Raw genomic sequence first — 18,838 nt, 5'->3', positions numbered from 1 at the left:
CGTGCCGAAAGGAGACTGCTCATGGCCGTCGAGACCGACGTCCTGGACGAACTGCGTCGGCTCCGCACCCGCATCCCCCGGCTGACCGGCTCCCTCGCGGCCACCGTCGACGGACTCGTCCTCGCCCACGACGTGCCGGAGACCGAACCCGAAGGCCTCGCCGCGCTCACCGCCGCCGCCCTCGGTGTCGCCCACCGGATGACCGACGCGGCCGCCCGCGGGGACTTCCGCGAACTGCTGGTGCGCGGCGCCCGCGGCTACGTCGCCACCTACGCGGCCGGCACCACGGCCGTCCTCACGCTGCTCGCCGAGGACCGCGTCAACGTCGGCCGGCTCCACCTGGAGGGCCGCCGCAGCGGAGCCCGGATCGCCGACCTGGTGACCGTCCGCGTCGGCCCGGGCTCCGGCCGCCACGCCGACCGGGCCGCCGCCCAGGCACCCGGAACCGCACCCGGTTCCGTGCTCCGGGAGCACCTGACACCTCCGCCCACGGCCCGGCCCATCGGCACCCTGCCGGTGCGCAGCCCGCAGCGGCCGAGCCATCAGCCGGGTCCGCAGACCGGCAACTGAGCCACCGAACCACCCGACACACCCGAAGCAGAAGACTCAAGGAAAGGAACGAGCGCATGGCCAACACGGAGACCGCGCTGAAGGAATGCCTGAGCTCCATCGACGGCGCGAAGGCGGCGGCCCTCGTCGACTACACCAGCGGCATGGCCCTCGGCACCCTCGGCGGCACCAAGGACTTCGACCTGGAGATCGCCGCCGCCGGCAACACCGACGTCGTACGGGCCAAGCTGCGCACCATGGAGCACCTCGGCCTGAAGGAGGAGATCGAGGACATCCTCATCACCCTGAACACCCAGTACCACCTGATCCGCCTGCTCAAGGGACGCGGCGGCAGCGGACTGTTCCTGTACCTCGTCCTGGACGGCAGCCGCGCCAACCTCGCGATGGCACGCCACCAACTGCGCCGCATCGAGGCCGACCTGGAAGTCTGACCCGGCACCACAGGACGGGAGCCCTCCGCCACCGGCAGGCGCGGAGGGCCCCGGCATGCCGGGCGCCGTGACCGTCGATCCGGACCGGCGCCCGACAGGCCCTAGGGCCTGTCGTTCGGATCATGACGCAGACGCGGGGTCTGGCACGCGCATCTGCCGCGTTGTCGTCACTCGCCGATGCTCCGCATCGACTCCCTCCTCCGCCTTGCAGCTGCACGCACCAGACCCCGCTCACCGGCGTTCATCTGTGCTGCCGATGCCCTGCGCCAAAATCCAAACGACAGGCCCTAGCCGTGGTACGCGATGTACCCGTTGCCGTCCGGGTCGGAGCCGCGCGCGGTGTACGAGTGCACGTCGGCCCGGCTGCCGGACGGCTTGTACACGTAGATCGTGTCCTGGTCGTTGTTCCACATGAAGTTGCAGTTGTCGCGGTACACGACGTTGCCGGCGTCGGAGTCCGTGCCGTTGCCGCCGCGCAGCTTCACGTAGTCACCCGGCTGGAGGGTGTGGCTCGCGGTGAAGGTGAACCTGTTCCCGGTCGCGTCCTTCACCACGTACCCCTTGAGGTCGACCGTGGTGGAGCGCGAGTAGTTCTTGATGGTCAGGTACTCGTCCTTGGTGTTCCCCCCGGAACAGCGGTTGGAGTCGCTCCCGGGAGCGTCGTACTGGATCCCGCGGATCTTCAGCGCCGAGGTGTACTCGGCGGCCTGGGCCGGGACCGCCGTCAGGGCGGTCAGCGCTCCGGCCGCGACGGCCGTGGTGACGACAAGGCGTATGCGCATGGACGTTCGTCCCCCCTGCATGGCCTTCAGGTGAAGGCGATGTGTCGATTCGGTGAAGCATCCGGATCGTACACGCTTCAAGTACGCCGAAGGGCGGGTCCGGTGACATTGCCACCGAACCCGCCCCGCGGGTGCGTTCGAGGTCAGGCGCCGCTGGCGCGGAGCATGTCCTCCCGCTCGACGATCTTCACGCGCTCGCGCCCCTCGGGCTCGCCCAGCGCCTTCTCCGCGGCGTCCAGCCGGTACCAGCCCTCCCAGGTGGTGAAGCGGATGTCCCGCTCGGCGAGGAAGGCGTCCACGGCCTCGGGAGCGGGGGAGGCGGGCGTGTGCAGCCGGTCGTTGGCGAAGTCGTCCAGCAGGTTCGCGACGGTCTCGTTGGCGTCGCCCTTGGTGTGCCCGATCAGGCCCACCGGACCGCGCCGGATCCAGCCGGTGACGTACGTCGACTGCAGGTGCTCGCCGGACTCCTGCACGACCCGGCCGCCGCGGTCCGGGACGGTGCCCGAGTCGAGGTCCCAGGGCAGCTTCGGGAGCTTGTCGGAGAGGTAGCCGACCGCGCGGTACACCGCGCCGACGTCCCACGTCTTGTACGTGCCCGTGCCCCTGACGTTGCCCGTGCCGTCCAGCTCGGTGCGCTCGGTGCGCAGCCCGACGACCTTGCCGTCCTCGCCGAGGATCTCCACCGGCGACTCGAAGAAGTGCAGGAAGAGCTTGTGGGGGCGGTCGCCCTCATCGCGGATCGCCCAGTTCTCCAGGGTCTTGGCGACCATGTCGGCCTGCTTGTTGCCGCGCCGGGTCGCGATCGAGCCCTCGTCGTAGTCGATGTCCTCGGGGTCGACGATGACCTCGATGTTCGGCGAGTGGTCCAGCTCGCGCAGCTCCATCGGGCTGAACTTGGCCTGCGCCGGGCCCCGGCGGCCGAACACGTGGATCTCCTTGGCCCGGTTGGCCTTCAGGCCCTCGTACACGTTCTGCGGGATCTCCGTCGGCAGCAGCTCGTCCGCCGTCTTGGCGAGGACGCGCGCCACGTCGAGCGCGACGTTCCCGACGCCGAGCACGGCGACCTTCTCCGCCTCCAGCGGCCAGGTGCGCGGCACGTCCGGGTGGCCGTCGTACCAGGAAACGAAGTCCGCCGCCCCGTACGAGCCGTCGAGGTCGATGCCGGGGACGGACATCGCCCGGTCGGCCATGGCGCCGGTGGCGAAGATCACACCGTCGTAGAAGGCCCGCAGGTCGTCCAGGCCGATGTCGGTGCCGTAGTCGACGTTGCCGAACAGCCGGATCTGCGGCTTGTCGAGCACCTGGTGCAGGGCGGTGATGATGCCCTTGATCCGCGGGTGGTCGGGAGCGACGCCGTACCGGATCAGGCCGAACGGCGCCGGCATGCGCTCGAAGATGTCGATGGACACACCGGGTTCGGCGGCCACCTCGGACTTGAGCAGGGCGTCGGCGGCGTAGATCCCGGCGGGGCCGGATCCGACGATGGCGACCCGCAGGGGGCGGGGCATGGTCAGGTTCCCTTCGAGCGGCGACAAGCGATCTCACCGGGAAGCCTAAACTAAGGCAAGCCTAAGTCGGTATGCGGGTCCGGTCTATGGGCTCATAAGTCGATCTTATGCCACCCCTCGGGACGTGCTTATGGCAGGGGCTGCTCCGCCCAGATCACCTTTCCGGCGGGCAGGTACCGCGTCCCCCAGCGTTCGGCGAGCTGTGCCACGAGGAACAGACCCCGGCCGCCCTCGTCCGTCATGGTCGCGTACCGCAGGTGCGGCGAGGTGCTGCTGCTGTCGAACACCTCGCAGATCAGCTGCCGGTCGCGCAGCATCCGCACGTGGATGGGCCCGCCCCCGTAGCGGATCGCGTTGGTGACCAGTTCGCTGAGGATCAGTTCCGTGCTGAACGCCAGCTCGTCCAGCCCCCAGGCGGCCAGTTGCCGGGTCACCGCGGCGCGCACCTCGCCCACGGCCGCCGGATCGGCGGGGACCGGCCACTCGGCGACCTGGTCCGCGGCAAGTGCCCGGGTACGGGCCACGATCAGCGCGATGTCGTCGCTGGACCGGGCCGTGAGCTTCGAGTCGAGCACGGTGCGGCAGGTGTCCTCCGGGGACTGCCCGGCCCGGCCCAGCGCCTCGCGCAGCATCTCCAGACCGACGTCGATGTCCCGCTCCCGGTCCTCGACCAGCCCGTCGGTGTAGAGGACGAGCCGGCTGCCCTCGGCCAGCTCCAGCTCCGCCGTCTCGAACGGCAGACCGCCCAGTCCCAGCGGGGGACCGGCCGGCACCTCGGGGAACTCCACCCGCCCGTCCGGGTGGATCAGGGCGGGCGGCGGATGGCCGGCCCGGGCCACGGTGCAGCGCCGTGAGACCGGGTCGTACACCGCGTACAGGCAGGTCGCGCCGGTGACCGGGGCGCTGCCCTCGTCCTCCGTCTCGTCCTGGTCGATCCGCCCCACCAACTCGTCGAGCAGCGCGATGAGTTCCTCGGGCGGCAGATCGAGGGCGGAGAAGTTGTGCACGGCGGTGCGCAGCCGCCCCATGGTGGCCGCCGCGTGCAGCCCGTGCCCGACGACGTCCCCGACCACGAGCGCGACCCTGGCCCCGGACAGCGGCAGGACGTCGAACCAGTCGCCGCCCACCCCGGCCTGGGCCGGCAGGTAGCGGTAGGCGACCTCCAGGGCGCCCTGCTCGGGCAGGCTCCTCGGCAGCAGGCTGCGCTGCAGCGTCACCGCCATGCTGTGCTCGCGGGTGTAGCGGCGGGCGTTGTCGATGGACACGGCGGCCCGCGCCACCAGTTCCTCGGCCAGCGCCAGCTCGTCCTCGTCGAAGGGCTCCGGCTTGTCGTAGCGCCAGAAGCTCACCACGCCCAGCACCACGGCGCCCGCCCGCAGCGGCACCGTGATCAGGGAGTGGATGCCGAACTGCACGATCTGCGCCGACCGTTCCAGGTCCTGTGCCTGCCACCCGGGGGCCTCGTCCAGCCGGGGCTCCAGCACGGGCCTGCCGGTCGCGAGGCTGCGGCCCTGCGGGGAGGTCCCGACGAACCGGATCCGCTCACCGACCGGGTAGAGGGGGGCGTCCTTGCGGATGCCGCTGAGCGCGGTGCGGCTGAGGGCGGCCGCCGCGTCCGGCTGCCCGCCGCCCAGGACGGCGTCGAAGAGGTCCACGGTGACGAAGTCGGCGAACCTCGGTACGGCCAGCTCCGCCAGCTCCTCGGCCGTACGGGTCACGTCCAGGCTCGTCCCGATGGCCACCCCGGCGTCGTACAGCATGTTGAGCCGTTCCCGCGCGGTCTCGGCCCGTCCGGACAGGGCCCGCAGCTCCGTGGAGTCGCGCACGGTGGCGACGCTGCCGGGCGGGACGCCCGCCCGGTCGGTGGTGCGCTGGTTCACGGCCAGCAGCCGGTCCCCGACGAGGTGCACCTCGTCCGTGGCGACGCGTCCCGAGGCGAGCAGGTCCGCGGTGCCGGGGTCGAGGCCCAGGCTGAGGACGTGCCGGCCCTCGGCGTCGGCGGGCAGCGACAGCAGGCGGTGGGCCTCGTCGTTGGCGAGCAGGAGCGTGCCCTCGTCGTCGACGATGAGCACGCCCTCGCGCACCGCGTGCAGGACGGCGTCGTGGTGCTCGTACATCCGGGTCATCTCGTGCGGCCCGAGCCCGTGGGTCTGGCGCAGCAGCCGGCGGCTCACCAGCGCGGCCCCCGCCGTGGCGAGGGCGAGCGCGATCGCGGCGGCCGACAGCACCAGGGGCAGTTGGCGGTCGGCCGTGCCCCCGACGTTCTCGGTCGTGATGCCCGCCGACACCAGGCCGACGACCTTGCCGTCGGCCGGGTCCGTGACCGGCACCACCGCCTGCACCAGCGGTCCGAGCGTGCCGTCGATCTCCTCGGTCACGGTCTTCCCGGCCAGCGCCGGGGCCAGGGTCCCGACGAACTTCTTGCCGATGCGGTCCGGCTTGGGGTGCGTGTACCGGATCCCCTCGGTGTTCATCACGACGACAAAGTCGACCCTCGACCGCTCGCGGGCCGCCTCGGCGCGCGGTTGCAGCACGGCCGTGGGGTCAGGGCTCTCCAGTGCCTCGACGATGCCGGGCGAGTTGGCGAAGGTCTCCGCGACGGCGAGGGAGCGGTTGCGGGCCTCCTTCGTCGTGTCGTGCCGCACCTGCAGCACCAGCGCCACGACGGCCGCCACGACGAGCAGCAGCACGATCACCACGACCAGGAGGAACACCTGACCGGCGACGCTGCGGCCGCCCAGCACCGATCGCAGCCCCGTCACCGGCTGCCGCCGCGCCGCGCCCGCCTTGGGCCGCTGCCCCGCGGACGGCGCAGCGCCGGGGCGCTGGGGCGAGCGGGTTCCGGATCGACCCGGGAGTCGGACCATGTGCCATGTCTACACTGCGCGGCTCCGCGAGGCGAGGGGCGCCACCCCTGCCGGCGGCGGGCCTCACCGTTTCATCACTTCTCGACCGCGCGGCCGTTCCCGCGACGGTACGCCGGTCTCAGGCTCCCAGCGACCGGGCCAGCTCCGTCGTCGCGCGGGCGATGTCGCCGTCCTCGTCGGACATCAGGCGTCCGAGGTCGTCCCGCCGGGCCCGCACCGCCTGACGTGCCGCGCGCTCCCACGCCACGGGGTTCTCCCGGTGGTTCAGCAGCTTCGGGTAGACGGCCGCGGTGCTCTCCCACTGCCGGGCGTCGGCGATGGCCTTGAGGAGCTCGATGATCTGGGCGCGGACGGTCACCTGGGGCAGCTTCGCCAGCTCCCACAGGAACGGGACCGTCACCGCCGTCGCCTGCTCCACCACGAAGCCGAACTGGCAGATCCGTTTCCTCAGGTCCTCGAAGGCGGACCGGGCCGTCTCGGCGTCGCCCCAGGCGATGCCGTTGAGCAGGACGGGAATGGCCGCCGCCGAGCCGGTGGAGTCCTGGATGTCGCCCCACGGCACACGGTCCAGTGCCGTGAGAGGCGTGGTGCGGGCCACCCCGGTCGGGGCGTCGGGGCGCTGGGGGCGCTCGCTGCTCGGGTGTTCCGTCGAAGCGCTGCGCATGGCGAGAGGCCTTTCCGCGGCAGTCGGGTCAGATGGGCGGTCGAGTCGTGGGCGGACAGGAAGGGGGAGGCGGGGCCGGGGTGGAGCGCGTCGGCAGCTTGGCCCAGACCGTCTTGCCCGCCGGGGGAGTGGGGGCCCACCCCCAGGCGTCCGACAGGGCGTCGACGATGCACAGCCCCCGGCCGCTCTCCTCCAGGGCGACGCCGGCCGGTGTGCACGACGGCGGGCGGTCGTCGCAGTCCGAGACCGTGACGAGGAGGTGCGTCGGTTCCAGGACGAAGCCGAGCCGGATCTCCGCGGCGGCCCCTTCACGCGAGGGCGCCGGTGCCGCGTGCGTCGCGGCGTTGGCGGCGAGTTCGGTGACGATCAGCGTGGTGTCGTCGCAGCAGTGGTCGAGCGACCAGGTGTGCAGGGTGTCCCGGGTGAAGGACCGGGCCCGGGCGAAACCCTCGCGGCTGCACTCCACGCGCAGCGCGGCCGAGGCGGCCAGGGCACCCGCGTACCGGGGCGGCGTCCCCGGCACCGACGGCGGTGCGCCGTACGGAGTCGTCCCGTCCGGGGCCGGCGGCGGGGTGGGGCGCGGTCCGGGTGCGCCGGTGCGCGCCACAGCCTCACCGGGTTGCCGGAGCACGTGCTGCGCAGGTGATGACACGGCATCTCCCCGATGCGACGTCAGGACGGGGCGCCAGCACGGGGGTTGACGCCGCAGCTATTATCCACGCTGACGGCGCTCGCGTGCAATTGCACGAGAAATTGCGTGAAATTCAAGCCGAGGTGGGTACGCAAGCCGAGGCGTGAAGCCGAGGCGGATCCGGCCGATGGGACGAGACCCGGCTCGGTGCGACGGCCGGGCACACCGTGCGCGGCGGGGAACGAGAACAGCAAGGAGACTGCGGTGCCACCAGTCGAGAACGGAGTGCAGGCAAGCTCGTTGGACGCCTGCTGGATCAAGAGCCGGCACAGCAACGCCGAGGGCAACTGCGTCGAGGTGGCCCCCCTCATGGGCGGGGGGATCGCGGTCCGCAACTCCCGTGACCCCGACGGGCCCGCACTGGTCTACACGGCGGCGGAGGTGGCCGCCTTCCTGGCCGGCGCCAAGGACGGCGAGTTCGACCACCTGGTGTGAGCGGCCTCTTCGGCGCACGCCTCCGCCCGGTGAAGCGGAGCCCAACCCGCCAGTTCTCAGGGGCTGTTGCGGACGGATGCGTGAAGGGCCGGTGAAGTGCGATAGTGTAAGTCGCCCTTGTGCCGGTCTCGCTGGGAGTCAGGATGTCCGCCGCGTCGCCTCGCATCTCCCGTCTGGAACCTTACCTGGACAGGCCCGAGCCGGCGCCGACTCTGCTCAAGATGCTGGTCGGTGTGCAGCTCGCCGGCTTCCGCGAGGACGCCGGATACGCCCAGGACCAGGCGGCGCGCGCCGTCGGCTTCAGTGCCGCGAAGCTGTCCCGCATCGAGTCGGGCAAGGGCCGCCGCCCTCCGACGGAGACCGACGTCCGTGCGCTGCTGCAGCTGTACGGCACCGACGACTACGAGGCGTCGGTGCTGCTCAAGCTGCTGCAGCGGGCCGGCGAGCCCGGTTGGTGGCAGCGCTACGACAAGCGGCTGATGCCGGAGTGGTTCGACCGCCTGGTCGGGCTGCAGGAGGCCGCCGCCACGATCCGCACCTTCGAGATCCAGTACGTCCCGGGTCTGCTGCAGACGCCCGCCTACACCCGGGCCGTCGTCGAGCGGGGGCTGCCGAACGCCCCGGCCGGCGAGGTCGAGCGTCGGGTCCAGCTGCGCCGGGACCGGGCGCGGTTGCTGCTGCGCGACGACGCGCCCCAACTGTGGGCGATCATCGACGAGTCCGTGCTGCTGCGGGTGCTCGGCTCGACCGAGGTGATGCGTGACCAGCTCGCCCACCTCATCGAGATGGCCGAGCGTTCCAACGTGACGCTGCAGGTGGTGCCGTTGAGCGTCACCAACGCCTCGGCGCCCGCCATCCCGATCACGTATCTGCGCTTCGGCGGCCTCGACCTGCCCGACGTGGTCTACCTGGAGCACATCAAGAGCGCGAACTTCCTCGAGGACCGCGACGAGACGGAGGAGTACCGGATCGCGCTGGACCGTCTCGCCGACGAGGCGCTCAAGCCCCGGGAGACCCTCGATCTGCTGCGGCAGACGAGGGAGCAGCGCTACTCCTGACGCAAAAACGCCCCCCGGCGGGGTGACGCGAGAGCGTCTCCCGTCGGGGGGCGTTCGCCTGTCCCTTCCCTCCGGCCGGCGGAGGGCCTCGCCTGCCCCTCCGCCCGCGGGGAGGGGCGGCCGGCTCAGCCGTCCAGCGGCAGGCGTCCCACGCCGCCGAACTCGATCCACTCGTGCGTGAGCTGACGGGGCGCCACCTCCGTGTCCGGGCGCCATCCGGACACCTCCACCAGGCCCGGCTCCAGGATCTCCAGCCCCTCGAAGTACGTCTCGACGTCCTTCGGTTCGCGCACCCGGCCCCAGTTGCCCTGGGTGGCCTTGTCCATGAAGTCCGTGACGAACGCGCGGACCTCCGGGTCCTCGCTGACCAGCTGGCACATCACCATGAAGCTGCCGGGTGCGAGCCGCTCCCGGACGCGGCGGGCGACCGCGAGGGGGCCGTCGGTGTCGCTGTCCGGGATGCAGTGGAACACCGAGTTGAACAGCACGCACACCGGCTCGTCGAAGTCGATCAGCCGCTTGGTGTCGGCGTGACCGAAGATCAGGTCGGTCTCGCGCATGTCCGCGTGGATCACGGTCGTGCGCTCGTCCTGCTCCAGCAGGGCCCGGCCGTGGACCAGCACCATCGGGTCGTTGTCGACGTAGACCACGTGGGTGCTGGGGTCGATGCGCTGGGCGACCTGGTGCACGTTCTCCTGGGTGGGCAGGCCTGACCCGTGGTCCAGGTACTGCCGGATGCCGTACTCCTCGGAGAGCGTCTTCACGACCCGCTGCAGGAAACGGCGGTTGTTCAGGGCCAGGCGGCGCGTGCTCGGCACGACCTTGTCGAGCTCTTCGCAGGCGGCGCGGTCGGCCGCGTAGTTGTCCTTGCCGCCCAGGTAGTGGTCGTACATGCGTGCTGCCGTCGGCACGTTCGCGTCGATCTCGGTGGACAGCTGCTTCTCGGATTGCATCGTCGTTCCCCCTGCAGGGTGCCGCGCCAACGGACTGGCTGGACAGGAAGTACATCCTAGGGAGCGGGAGTTGGGGCGTGCCAGCCCGCTGGGGAAGTGCGCATGATCGAACGACGAGATGATGAGTTCAGGGGTGGCCGTTCGTCTGGTTTGTCACATTTCGTGCACTCTGTGTCACGGGGGCCGGGGCCCGTGGACCGCGTGGACCGCGGGCGCCGGCCCCGAGGACCCGCTGGACCACCACCATGATCAGGACCCTGTCCCGGCAGCTCCTGACCAGCGTCCGACCCGGGCCGGCTCCACCGCCCGGTGACCCACCGGGCGGAAGCGGGTCCGGCTCGGTTCCACGGCCCGCCGGCAGCCGGGCCGCTAACCTGGAGGAGCGAGGAACCGACCGGGAACCGCCGGTGTGCGTGCCCCGCCGTTCCCCCTGACCGGCCGCCGGCCCAGGAGATGACCATGGGTGACTACTACGACCTCGGAACCCACAGCCGTCCCGTCACCACCACGTCCCCCGAGGCGCAACTCTGGTTCGACCGCGGCCTGATCTGGACGTACGGCTTCCACCACGAGGAGGCCGTCGCCTGCTTCGAGAAGGCGGCCGAGGCCGACCCGGACTGCGCGATGGCGTACTGGGGGATCGCCTACGCGCTCGGCCCCAACTACAACAAGCCCTGGGAGGCCTTCGACGACGACGAACTCGTGCGCACCGTGGACCGCACGCACGCCGCGGTGGAACGGGCCCACGCGAAGGCCGCCCGCGCCACCCCCGTCGAACAGGCCCTGATCGGCGCGCTGCGGGCCCGCTATCCGCAGGCGCAGGCCGCCGAGGACTGCTCGGTGTGGAACGAGCCGTACGCGAACGCGATGCGCGAGGTGTACGAACGGGCGCCCGGCGACCTCGACATCGCCACCCTCCACGCCGACGCGCTGATGAACCTCACGCCCTGGCAGCTGTGGGACATCAGGACCGGCCGGCCGGCCGAGGGAGCGCGGACCACGGAGGCCAAGGCGGTGCTGGACGCCGCCCTCGCCACGGACGCCGGTGCCGTCCACCCCGGGATCCTGCACCTGTACATCCACCTGATGGAGATGTCCCCGACGCCGGAGCATGCCCTCACCGTCGCCGACCGGCTGCGCGACCTCGTGCCCGACGCGGGGCACCTGCGGCACATGCCCTCGCACCTGGACGTCCTGTGCGGCGACTACCGCCGGGTCGTCGCCGCGAACAGCGACGCGATCGCCGCCGACGAGAAGTACCGCCGGCGCGCCGGGGCGATGAACTTCTACACCCTCTACCGGGTGCACAACCACCACTTCCGTATCTACGGTGCCATGTTCCTCGGCCAGGCCCGCGTCGCCCTGGACTCGGCCGCCGAGCTGGAGGCCGCCGTACCCGAGGAGCTCCTCCGCGTGCAGAGTCCGCCCATGGCCGACTGGCTGGAGGGCTTCCTGGCCATGCGCGTCCACGTGCTGATCCGCTTCGGCCGCTGGAAGGACGTCCTCGACCTGCCGGCCCCCACCGATCCGGAGCTCTACGCGGTGACCACCGCGATGCGCCACTACGCGCGCGGCGTCGCCCTGTCCGCCACCGGGGAGGTGGACGGTGCCGAGGCGGAACGGGAACTGTTCCGGGCGGCGGTGGGCCGGGTGCCCGAGACGCGCATGCTCTTCAACAACACTTGCCACGACATCCTCGCCATCGCCTCCGCGATGCTGGACGGCGAACTGGAGTACCGCAAGGGCGACCACGACCTCGCCTTCGCCGCCCTGGAGCGCGCCGTCGAACTGGACGACAGCCTCCCCTACGACGAGCCGTGGGGCTGGATGCAGCCCACGCGCCACGCCTACGGGGCACTGCTGCTGGAGCAGGGGCGCGTGGAGGAGGCCGAGGCCGTCTACCGCGCCGATCTCGGCCTGGACGACACCCTGCCCCGGCCCCTGCAACATCCCGGCAACGTGTGGGCGTTGCACGGGTTCCACGAGTGCCTGCTGCGCACCGGGAAGACCGGTGAGGCGGCCCTGGTCGCCCCTCAGCTCAGGATGGCGACGGCACTGGCCGACGTGCCGGTCCGGGCGTCCTGCTTCTGCCGCCTGGAGCCCGCGGAACCCGCCGAGGGATGCTGCCACTGACCTCCGCGGTCCGGCGGTCCGGTCAGGGCGGGACGTTTGAGCTGCCCGTTCCCGGTCACCCGTACTAGCGACCCCGCAGTCGGACACGACTTGGAGTGAACGAACCGTGGCTGAAGAGCAGAAGGCCAAGGCGAAGGCCGAGCAGGCCAAGGGCAAGGCCAAGGAGACGATCGGCCGCGCGGTGGGCAACGAGCGGCTGACGGCCGAGGGGCGTGCCGAGCAGTCCAAGGGCGACGCGCGGCAGGCCAAGGAGAAGACGAAGGACGTCTTCAAGCACTGAGCTGCACCGAGCAGCACAGCGCCGAGCACCACCGAGATCCCAGACAGTACGACCGGGTGCCGTGCCCCTCGCGAGGGGCACGGCACCCGGTCGTGTGCGGTCCGGATCCGGACGGGACGAGCGGTCAGGCCGCCGGAGCCGGGTAGGTCGGGTACTCCACGCCGGAGACGTGCTGCACGACGCGGATGACCTGGCACGAGTAGCCGAACTCGTTATCGTACCAGAGGTAGAGGATCGCGTTGTCCCCGTCGACCTTGGTGGCGCCGGCGTCGACGATCGAGGCGTGGCGCGAGCCGATGAAGTCGCTGGAGACCGCGTCGGGGGCCGTGGTGAAGTCGATCTGGCGCTTGAGCGGCGAGGTCAGGGAGACGTCGCGGAGGTGGTCGAGGACCTCCTCGCGGGTGGTCTCCCGGCCGAGCCGCAGGCTGAGGATCGCGATCGAGACGTCCGGGACCGGCACCCGGATCGAGCTGCCGGTGATCGGCGCCTTGAGGTCCGGCAGGGCCTTGGCGACGGCGGAGGCGGCACCGGTCTCGGTGATGACCATGTTGAGCGGCGCGGACCGGCCGCGGCGGTCGGCCTTGTGGTAATTGTCCAGCAGGTTCTGGTCGTTGGTGAACGAGTGGACGGTCTCCACGTGGCCGCGCGTGACGCCGAACTCGTCGTCCATCGCCTTCAGCGGCGGCACGATCGCGTTCGTGGTGCAGGACGCGCAGGACAGGATCTGCTCGTCCGGCTTGATGGTGTCGTGGTTGACGCCGTGGACGATGTTCGGCACGTCGCCCTTGCCGGGCGCGGTCAGGACGACCTTGTCGATGCCCGGGCGCAGGTGCTGCGACAGGCCCGCGCGGTCGCGCCACTTGCCGGTGTTGTCGATCAGAATGGCGTTCTTGATGCCGTACGCCGTGTAGTCGACCTCGGACGGGTCGTTGGCGTAGATCACCTTGATCGCGTTGCCGTTGGCGACGATGGTGCTGGTCGCCTCGTCGACGGTGATCGTGCCCTGGAACTGGCCGTGGATCGAGTCCCGGCGCAGCAGCGAGGCGCGCTTGACGATGTCCTGCTCCCCGCCGCCGCGCACCACGATGGCGCGCAGGCGCAGGCCGTTGCCCGAGCCGGCCTTCTCGATCAGCAGCCGGGCCACGAGCCGGCCGATGCGGCCGAAGCCGTAGAGGACGACGTCGCGTCCCTCGCGGCGCTCGATCTTGTTGTCGCCGGTGGCCCCGGCCACGGCCTCGGCGGTGAACTCGGCGACCGACAGTCCGCGGTCGTCCTCGCGGTAGGTCGCGGCGAGCATGCCGATGTCGATCTGGGAGGGCCCGAGGTCCAGCTCGGCGAGGGCCTTCAGGAAGGGCAGCGTCTCGGTGACCGAGAGCTCCGCACCCGCGATCTGCCGGGCGAACCGGTGGGTCTTGAGGATGCTGACCACCGACTTGTTCACCAGGGAGCGGCTGTGCAGCAGGACCGTCACGTCCCGCTCCCGGTGCAGCTTCCCGATGATCGGGATCATCGACTCCGCGATCTCCTCGCGGATCTTCCAGTTGGTGAACGAGTCGTCGTTGACAGTCACGAGTCCATCTTTCGAGCTAGGCGGCGCTCATATGTTAAACCGTCGATTTCCCGATCATGAAGGGGGTGCCCCGGGAGCCCGTCGGGCCCCCGTTCGCAGATGTCCACGAGCCTTCGGCGACCCGTCCTGAGACCATCGGACCGGGCCTCCCCGCGAAGGAGACGCGCATGGACTTCGACACCGTGGCCGAGGAGCTGTACGCCCGGCGGCCGGAGGACTTCGTCGCCGCCCGCGCCTCCGCCGTGGCCTCCGCACGCACCGCCGGCGACCGCGACCTCGCGCGGCGGATCGGCGCCCTGCGCAAGCCCAGCCTCGCCGCCTGGGTCAGCAACCTCCTGGTCCGCAGCAGCCCCGGCGAGGTCGAGCCCCTGCTGAGGCTGGGCGAGGGGCTGCGCCGGGCCCACCAGGACCTCGACGGGGAGCAGCTGCGCGAACTGAGCCGCCGGCAGCACGCCCTCGTGCGCGCCCTGACCCTCCAGGCCAGGCAGCTCGCCAAGGAGGCCGGCCATCCCGTCGGCGAGGGTGTGCTGCGCGAGGTCGAGAACACCCTGCACGCCGTCCTGGCCGACCCGGAGGCCGCCGAGAAGTGGGCCTCCGGCCTGCTGGACAAGCCGCTGACGGCCGCCGTGGGCTTTCCCGCGGCCGCCGAGGGAGCCGTTCCGCGGCGCCCGGCGGCCCCGCCCCCGTCCCGAACCGCCTCCGCGCCCGCGCCGGCCCGCCGGGACCCGAAGGCCGAGCAGCGGCGGCGGCAGCAGCGCGCCGAGGCCCGTGAGGCGGCCGAGGCCGCCGAGCGGGAGCTGCGGACCCGGCGCGAGGAGGCGGAGGCCGCCGACCGGGCCGCGCGGGAGGCCGAGGAGCGCCTCGACCGGCTCCAGCGGCGCGTCGACGAGCTCACCGGGGAACTGGAGCGCGCGAGGAGCGAGCACCAGCAGGCGCGCTTCGCCGAGCGGACGGCCCGCGAGGAGGCCCGCACGGCCGGTCGCCGGCTCCGCGAAGCCGACCGCACGGCCGCGACGGCGGCCGCCCGGCTCGCCCGCCTGACCTCGCCGGACGCGTGAACCACGCGGGCGTCCGCGGCGCTGCGCGGCGTGCCGCGGGCCTCTCGCCGCGATCATGCGCAGGTGACCCGGCTCACATCCCGCGACGACCCAGTCCCCCCACCGCCTCACCCGCCCGACACCAGAATTGAACCGTTCGTTTTCTTGAACCGTTCGTGTTTGTGCGGCTAGGTTGTGGCACATGACCGCATCCGGGACCCCGACCACCGCCGAGGAGCTGCGTGGCGCCGGCCTGCGGGTGACGGCCGCCCGTGTCGCGCTGCTCGAGGCCGTGCGGGAGGGCGACCACCTCGGCGCCGAAGCCATCGCCACCGAGGTGCGCGGCCGCGTCGGCCACATCTCGGTCCAAGCCGTCTACGAGGGGCTCCACGCCCTCACCGCGGCCGGACTCGTGCGCCGCCTGGACCCGCCCAACAGCCCGGCCCTCTACGAGGGGCGGGTCGGCGACAACCACCACCACCTGGTGTGCCGGTCGTGCGCGACCGTGGCCGACGTCGACTGCGCGGTCGGCCACGCCCCCTGCCTGACCGCCTCCGACGACCGGGGCTTCGCGGTCGACGAGGCCGAGGTCATCTACTGGGGCCTGTGCCCCGCCTGCTCCACCGCCCGCAGTTCCTGAGCACGTGATCCACCGAACACCGTGATCCACCCGAGCACCGCGATCCACCCCGTCCGGAAGGATTTCCATGACTGAGAACCACGACGCGATCGTCACCGACCCGAAGTCGGCGGAGGGGGGAGGCGGTTGCCCCGTGGCGCACGACCGCGCCCCGCACCCGACGCAGGGCGGCGGCAACCGCCAGTGGTGGCCCGAGCGGCTCAACCTGAAGATCCTCGCCAAGAACCCCGAGGTGGCCAACCCGCTCGGGGAGGACTTCGACTACGCGCAGGCCTTCCAGGCGCTCGACCTCGCCGCCGTCAAGCGCGACATCGCCGAGGTGCTCACGACCTCGCAGGACTGGTGGCCGGCCGACTTCGGCAACTACGGCCCGCTGATGATCCGCATGGCCTGGCACAGCGCCGGCACCTACCGGATCAGCGACGGCCGCGGTGGCGCCGGCGCCGGACAGCAGCGCTTCGCCCCGCTGAACAGCTGGCCGGACAACGGCAACCTGGACAAGGCCCGCCGGCTGCTGTGGCCCGTGAAGAAGAAGTACGGCCAGAGCATCTCCTGGGCCGACCTCATGATCCTCACCGGCAACGTCGCCCTGGAGCAGATGGGCTTCGAGACCTTCGGCTTCGCCGGTGGCCGCGAGGACGTCTGGGAGCCGGAGGAGGACGTCTACTGGGGCCCCGAGACCACCTGGCTCGACGACAAGCGCTACTCGGGCGAACGCGACCTGGAGAACCCGCTCGGCGCGGTCCAGATGGGCCTCATCTACGTCAACCCCGAGGGCCCGAACGGCAACCCGGACCCGCTCGCCGCGGCCCGCGACATCCGTGAGACGTTCCGCCGCATGGCGATGAACGACGAGGAGACCGTCGCCCTGATCGCCGGCGGCCACACCTTCGGCAAGACCCACGGCGCAGGCCCCGCCGACCACGTCGGCGCCGACCCCGAGGCCGCCTCCCTGGAGGAGCAGGGCCTGGGCTGGCGCAGCACCTACGGCACGGGCAAGGGCGGCGACGCCATCACCTCCGGCCTCGAGGTCACCTGGACCAGCACGCCCACCCAGTGGAGCAACGGGTTCTTCAAGAACCTCTTCGAGTTCGAGTACGAGCTGGAGCAGAGCCCGGCCGGCGCCCACCAGTGGGTCGCCAAGGACGCCCCGGAGACGGTGCCCGACGCGCACGACCCCGCGAAGAAGCACCGCCCGAAGATGCTCACCACCGACCTCGCGCTGCGCTTCGACCCGATCTACGAGCCCATCTCCCGCCGGTTCCACGAGAACCCGGCCGAGTTCGCGGACGCCTTCGCCCGCGCCTGGTTCAAGCTGACCCACCGCGACATGGGCCCCAAGTCCCTCTACCTCGGCCCGGAGGTGCCGCAGGAGACCCTGCTGTGGCAGGACCCGCTGCCCGAGGCCGAGGGCGAGACCATCGACGCCGATGACATCGCCGTCCTCAAGACCAAGCTGCTGGAGTCGGGTCTGTCCGTCGCCCAGCTGGTGTCCACGGCGTGGGCGTCGGCGTCGACCTTCCGCGGCAGCGACAAGCGCGGCGGTGCCAACGGCGCCCGGATCCGCCTGGAGCCGCAGCGCGGCTGGGAGGTCAACGAGCCCGACGAGCTGGCCCAGGTCCTGCGCGTCCTGGAGGGCATCCAGCAGGAGTTCAACTCCGGCGCCGGCGCGAAGAAGGTCTCCCTGGCCGACCTGATCGTCCTCGGTGGCTCCGCCGCCGTAGAGAAGGCCGCCAAGGAAGCCGGCTTCCAGGTGGAGGTGCCCTTCGCCGCGGGCCGCGTGGACGCGACCGAGGAGCACACCGACGCCGAGTCGTTCCAGGCGCTGGAGCCGACCGCCGACGGGTTCCGCAACTACCTCGGCAAGGGCAACCGCCTGCCGGCCGAGTACCTGCTGCTGGACCGCGCCAACCTGCTCACGCTGAGCGCCCCCGAGATGACCGTGCTGGTCGGCGGCCTGCGCGTGCTGGGCGCCAACTACCAGCAGTCCCAGCTCGGCGCCCTCACGAGGACGCCCGGTTCGCTGACGAACGACTTCTTCGTCAACCTGCTGGACCTGGGCATCACCTGGAAGGCCACGACCGAGGACCAGACCACGTTCGAGGGGCGCGACGCCGCCACCGGCGAGGTCAAGTGGGCCGGCTCCCGCGCCGACCTGGTCTTCGGCTCCAACTCCGAGCTGCGCGCGCTCGCCGAGGTCTACGCGAGCGACGACGCCAAGGAGAAGTTCGTCAAGGACTTCGTCGCCGCCTGGGTCAAGGTCATGAACCTGGACCGGTTCGACCTGGTCTGATCCCACCCGTCCGACGGAACGCCCCGGGCTCGTCGCCCGGGGCGTTCCGCCGTCCGGCAACTGCGGCTGAGTGTCCGTCAACTGCCGTGCCAGGTAAGGAAATCACCCGGCTCCGACCATGAAACGGCAAGGAACGCAGCCCGGTTCGGTACCGGGCATACGTTCGGGATGTGAACACGCATTCCTCTTCCCCTGAAGGCACCGGCCGCCGCACCCTGCTGCGCACCGCGCTCACCGGCGCGGCCGTCCTCGGCACCGGCCTCGCCGCCGGTCCGGCCGTCGCCGCCCCCGGCCGGGGCGCACGCCCGCGGCCCGCCACCCCCGCCGAAGCCTGGCGGGAACTGGCCGCGGGCAACCGCCGCTGGCGCGCCTACCGCGAGCGCCACCCGCACGAGGACCCCGCGACCCGCCGGACCCTCACCGCCGGCCAGCACCCCTTCGCCGTCGTCCTCGGCTGCATCGACTCCCGCGTCCCCCCGGAGCTGGTCTTCGACCAGGGCCTCGGCGACCTCATGACCGTGCGCACCGCCGGCGAGGTCCTGGACGAGGCGGTCCTCGGCAGCGTCGCCTACGGCGTGCTGGAGCTCGGCATACCCCTGGTCGTCGTCCTCGGGCACCAGTCGTGCGGCGCGGTCCGCGCCGCCGTCGAGGCCGACGCGTCCGGGACCCGGCTGCCGGCCCACATGCAGTACCTGGTCGACCGGATCAGCCCGGCCATCGACCACGGCGAGGAGGGGGACGCGCGGATCGACGCCACCGTGGACGCCAACGTCCGGCTGGTCCGCTCCCAGCTCGCCGCGGAGCCCGAACTGGCCGCCGAGGCCGCCGCCGGACGTCTCGCGATCGTCGGCGCCCGCTACGAGCTGAGCAGCCAGGCCGTCCACCGCCTGACCCGACCTGACCCGACCTGACCTGGCACCCCCGTC

Annotated in this window: 17 protein-coding genes; 10 read left to right on the top strand and 7 right to left on the bottom strand. The window is 71.7% G+C overall.

Going from position 1 to position 18,838, the window contains the following annotated elements:
• Nucleotides 1-21: 21 nt before the first annotated feature.
• Together ACFYWG_RS03035 and ACFYWG_RS03030 are read left to right on the top strand one after the other, a co-directional pair.
• A complete protein-coding gene (locus ACFYWG_RS03035; protein WP_376331152.1) occupies nt 22-570 on the top strand; it encodes a roadblock/LC7 domain-containing protein in 549 nt (182 codons plus the stop codon).
• A 56-nt stretch (nt 571-626) separates the two neighbouring features.
• A complete protein-coding gene (locus ACFYWG_RS03030) occupies nt 627-1,001 on the top strand; it encodes a hypothetical protein (protein ID WP_376331151.1) in 375 nt (124 codons plus the stop codon).
• A gap of 287 nt (nt 1,002-1,288) precedes the next feature.
• Here ACFYWG_RS03030 and ACFYWG_RS03025 read toward each other — a convergent pair whose 3' ends face one another.
• From ACFYWG_RS03025 to ACFYWG_RS03005, 5 genes are all read right to left on the bottom strand, one after another.
• Nucleotides 1,289-1,783, bottom strand: coding sequence for a lamin tail domain-containing protein (locus tag ACFYWG_RS03025; protein ID WP_376331149.1), 495 nt, complete (start codon nt 1,781-1,783; stop codon nt 1,289-1,291).
• Nucleotides 1,784-1,926: 143 nt separating this feature from the next.
• Nucleotides 1,927-3,291: an FAD-dependent oxidoreductase gene (locus ACFYWG_RS03020; RefSeq protein ID WP_376331147.1), complete on the bottom strand. Its 1,365-nt coding sequence runs from the start codon at nt 3,289-3,291 to the stop codon at nt 1,927-1,929.
• A 128-nt stretch (nt 3,292-3,419) separates the two neighbouring features.
• Nucleotides 3,420-6,158, bottom strand: coding sequence for a SpoIIE family protein phosphatase (locus tag ACFYWG_RS03015; RefSeq protein WP_389198904.1), 2,739 nt, complete (start codon nt 6,156-6,158; stop codon nt 3,420-3,422).
• 118 nt (nt 6,159-6,276) lie between these two features.
• Entirely contained in the window at nt 6,277-6,822 is a 546-nt protein-coding gene (locus tag ACFYWG_RS03010) for a hypothetical protein (RefSeq protein WP_389198902.1), read from the bottom strand.
• Between the two features lie 28 nt (nt 6,823-6,850).
• Nucleotides 6,851-7,429, bottom strand: a complete 579-nt coding sequence (locus ACFYWG_RS03005) for an ATP-binding protein (protein WP_389198900.1) — start codon at nt 7,427-7,429, stop codon at nt 6,851-6,853.
• Between the two features lie 288 nt (nt 7,430-7,717).
• On the opposite strand from ACFYWG_RS03005, the gene ACFYWG_RS03000 reads away from it, so the two are divergent.
• A complete protein-coding gene (locus ACFYWG_RS03000) occupies nt 7,718-7,948 on the top strand; it encodes a DUF397 domain-containing protein (protein WP_383506584.1) in 231 nt (76 codons plus the stop codon).
• Between the two features lie 143 nt (nt 7,949-8,091).
• Complete coding sequence (locus tag ACFYWG_RS02995) at nt 8,092-9,006, top strand: helix-turn-helix domain-containing protein (protein ID WP_383506581.1); 915 nt, start codon at nt 8,092-8,094, stop codon at nt 9,004-9,006.
• Nucleotides 9,007-9,131: 125 nt separating this feature from the next.
• Here ACFYWG_RS02995 and ACFYWG_RS02990 read toward each other — a convergent pair whose 3' ends face one another.
• A complete protein-coding gene (locus ACFYWG_RS02990) occupies nt 9,132-9,959 on the bottom strand; it encodes an SAM-dependent methyltransferase (RefSeq protein ID WP_376331137.1) in 828 nt (275 codons plus the stop codon).
• A gap of 459 nt (nt 9,960-10,418) precedes the next feature.
• Between ACFYWG_RS02990 and ACFYWG_RS02985 the strand changes: the two genes are divergently transcribed.
• Together ACFYWG_RS02985 and ACFYWG_RS02980 are read left to right on the top strand one after the other, a co-directional pair.
• Complete coding sequence (locus ACFYWG_RS02985; protein ID WP_389198896.1) at nt 10,419-12,092, top strand: hypothetical protein; 1,674 nt, start codon at nt 10,419-10,421, stop codon at nt 12,090-12,092.
• A gap of 106 nt (nt 12,093-12,198) precedes the next feature.
• The gene (locus ACFYWG_RS02980; protein ID WP_376331133.1) at nt 12,199-12,372 is read left to right on the top strand and encodes a CsbD family protein; all 174 of its coding nucleotides are present in this window, start codon (nt 12,199-12,201) and stop codon (nt 12,370-12,372) included.
• Nucleotides 12,373-12,496: 124 nt separating this feature from the next.
• Here ACFYWG_RS02980 and ACFYWG_RS02975 read toward each other — a convergent pair whose 3' ends face one another.
• Nucleotides 12,497-13,942, bottom strand: coding sequence for a glyceraldehyde-3-phosphate dehydrogenase (locus ACFYWG_RS02975; protein ID WP_383511738.1), 1,446 nt, complete (start codon nt 13,940-13,942; stop codon nt 12,497-12,499).
• A gap of 167 nt (nt 13,943-14,109) precedes the next feature.
• Here ACFYWG_RS02975 and ACFYWG_RS02970 point away from each other — a divergent pair, with 167 nt between their 5' ends.
• The 4 genes from ACFYWG_RS02970 to ACFYWG_RS02955 all read left to right on the top strand — a co-directional run bounded on the left by ACFYWG_RS02970 (nt 14,110) and on the right by ACFYWG_RS02955 (nt 18,823).
• A complete protein-coding gene (locus ACFYWG_RS02970) occupies nt 14,110-15,000 on the top strand; it encodes a hypothetical protein (protein ID WP_389198894.1) in 891 nt (296 codons plus the stop codon).
• A 181-nt stretch (nt 15,001-15,181) separates the two neighbouring features.
• A complete protein-coding gene (locus tag ACFYWG_RS02965; RefSeq protein ID WP_376331127.1) occupies nt 15,182-15,619 on the top strand; it encodes a Fur family transcriptional regulator in 438 nt (145 codons plus the stop codon).
• Between the two features lie 67 nt (nt 15,620-15,686).
• On the top strand, nt 15,687-17,912 hold the full coding sequence (katG, locus tag ACFYWG_RS02960; RefSeq protein ID WP_389198891.1) for a catalase/peroxidase HPI: 2,226 nt from the start codon (nt 15,687-15,689) through the stop codon (nt 17,910-17,912).
• A gap of 170 nt (nt 17,913-18,082) precedes the next feature.
• A complete protein-coding gene (locus tag ACFYWG_RS02955; RefSeq protein WP_389198889.1) occupies nt 18,083-18,823 on the top strand; it encodes a carbonic anhydrase in 741 nt (246 codons plus the stop codon).
• The last annotated feature ends 15 nt before the right edge of the window (nt 18,824-18,838 follow it).

The organism is Streptomyces sp. NPDC003456, from assembly GCF_042878735.1.
GTDB lineage: Bacteria > Actinomycetota > Actinomycetes > Streptomycetales > Streptomycetaceae > Streptomyces.
This window is presented reverse-complemented; position numbering and strand designations above follow the sequence as displayed.

Bases quoted from the DNA above. Each gene is read 5' to 3' on its own strand.
- ACFYWG_RS03010 (WP_389198902.1), bottom strand. From the start codon at position 6,822: ATGCGCAGCGCTTCGACGGAACACCCGAGCAGCGAGCGCCCCCAGCGC.
- ACFYWG_RS03015 (WP_389198904.1), bottom strand. From the start codon at position 6,158: ATGGTCCGACTCCCGGGTCGATCCGGAACCCGCTCGCCCCAGCGCCCC.
- ACFYWG_RS02965 (WP_376331127.1), top strand. From the start codon at position 15,182: ATGACCGCATCCGGGACCCCGACCACCGCCGAGGAGCTGCGTGGCGCC.
- ACFYWG_RS02985 (WP_389198896.1), top strand. From the start codon at position 10,419: ATGGGTGACTACTACGACCTCGGAACCCACAGCCGTCCCGTCACCACC.
- ACFYWG_RS03025 (WP_376331149.1), bottom strand. From the start codon at position 1,783: ATGCGCATACGCCTTGTCGTCACCACGGCCGTCGCGGCCGGAGCGCTG.
- ACFYWG_RS02995 (WP_383506581.1), top strand. From the start codon at position 8,092: ATGTCCGCCGCGTCGCCTCGCATCTCCCGTCTGGAACCTTACCTGGAC.
- katG (WP_389198891.1), top strand. From the start codon at position 15,687: ATGACTGAGAACCACGACGCGATCGTCACCGACCCGAAGTCGGCGGAG.
- ACFYWG_RS03035 (WP_376331152.1), top strand. From the start codon at position 22: ATGGCCGTCGAGACCGACGTCCTGGACGAACTGCGTCGGCTCCGCACC.
- ACFYWG_RS02970 (WP_389198894.1), top strand. From the start codon at position 14,110: ATGGACTTCGACACCGTGGCCGAGGAGCTGTACGCCCGGCGGCCGGAG.
- ACFYWG_RS02990 (WP_376331137.1), bottom strand. From the start codon at position 9,959: ATGCAATCCGAGAAGCAGCTGTCCACCGAGATCGACGCGAACGTGCCG.
- ACFYWG_RS03020 (WP_376331147.1), bottom strand. From the start codon at position 3,291: ATGCCCCGCCCCCTGCGGGTCGCCATCGTCGGATCCGGCCCCGCCGGG.
- ACFYWG_RS03030 (WP_376331151.1), top strand. From the start codon at position 627: ATGGCCAACACGGAGACCGCGCTGAAGGAATGCCTGAGCTCCATCGAC.